This window comes from Frankia sp. AgKG'84/4 (assembly GCF_023242965.2).
In the GTDB taxonomy this organism is placed as follows: Bacteria; Actinomycetota; Actinomycetes; order Frankiales; family Frankiaceae; genus Frankia.
The window spans coordinates 1-1,228 of record NZ_JALKFU020001144.1; the positions used below are offsets into that span (position 1 = coordinate 1).

Below are 1,228 nucleotides of genomic sequence, written 5' to 3' on the forward strand. Positions count from 1 at the left end.
TATTCAGGCCGCATAATAGCGAAAGACGCAGAGCGGAACGCGAACCGATCTACACCACTCCACGGGGCATTATCGGGACCGACTGCTGGCGGATGTCTACCCTTCGGCCACGAAAACTCTTTCCACGGTGCTACGCGAGACCGGTGTCGATCGTGTGGATCTCTTGAAGATTGATGCGGAAGGCAGCGAGGCCGAGATCCTGGAGGGTATCGAGGACGGCCATTGGAAGCGCTTTCATCAGATCGTGATCGAGGTTCATGGTCGGGGCGGCGGGCGTGATTTCTTGGCTGGCCTGCTAGAGGATCGCGGTTTCCATGTGATCCTTGACCGACAAGAGAGCCTTCTACGCGATACCGATCTGTCGACTCTCTTCGCGAGGCGGGAAGATGTCCGGTCCGATACTGCAGTAGTACCAGCGAGCGGCACCAGCACGGTCGGGCTGTCGGCTCGTCCTGCTCCTCATCTTGTTGATGCGATCGCGAACCTCCAACATTTGGTGAAGGCGCCCTGCATCATCTGCCTGTGCCCTTCCTTCGAGCATCCAGACGGTGGCGAGCAGCGACGGATGAATCGGGCCGAGCAGGAGCTGGCGACGGCGCTGGCCGTACTTCCCGGCGTGACAGTGGTGACCGGTGTCGAGATCGGACGGGCACTCGACAGTTCCGAGTCCGGGCAGGACGGTCTCTTCACTGCGCTCGCTGAAGTGGCGACCCAGGCCTACCGGAGTTCCTGCTTTGAATCTTGACGGTTGTTAACTGTCCGTGTTTGTTCCGGCTGTCCAGCGTGAGGCCGGTTCGCCGCGGGCAAGGCGTCGGATCATGGCCCAGTAGACGAAGGCAGTGGCGCTGGCAGGGTCGCGTTCGTAGTCGTGGGCGAGACGGCGGTGGGCGGTGATCCAGGCGGATGGGTCGGCCGCGCGGCGAGGTGCCAGCCAGAGGGCTGGTCCTTTTCCGCGCGGCCTCCCGCCGAACCGGACGTGATGGTTTCCCGATCATCCGGCTCTCCGGTGACTACTGCGTGAGCGGTGTGGCGGGCCGCCTCGTATGGATCTGGCCGTGGCAGGAAACGCAGACGACGAGTGTCTTGCGTCTGCGGTTTGCCATGGCGGTAACCCACGAGGGCGGCAGAGGATCGGGTGTCGCGAGGTCTTTGTGTCAACGGCCAGTTTGTGGTCCCCGCTGGTGGCCAGATAAAAGTCCCCGGCTCCTCGGGGTTTTTCAGGGTGTTT

The 1,228-nt window shown here is 62.3% G+C and carries 1 protein-coding gene and 1 pseudogene; one reads left to right on the top strand and one right to left on the bottom strand.

Features of this window, described 5'->3' with window-relative positions:
- Positions 1–85: 85 nt before the first annotated feature.
- Positions 86–745, top strand: coding sequence for an FkbM family methyltransferase (locus MXD58_RS27955; protein ID WP_284678942.1), 660 nt, complete (start codon positions 86–88; stop codon positions 743–745).
- 265 nt (positions 746–1,010) lie between these two features.
- Here MXD58_RS27955 and MXD58_RS31475 read toward each other — a convergent pair.
- A pseudogene (locus MXD58_RS31475) lies at positions 1,011–1,151 on the bottom strand (HNH endonuclease); the annotation flags it as partial.
- Between the last annotated feature and the right edge of the window lie 77 nt (positions 1,152–1,228).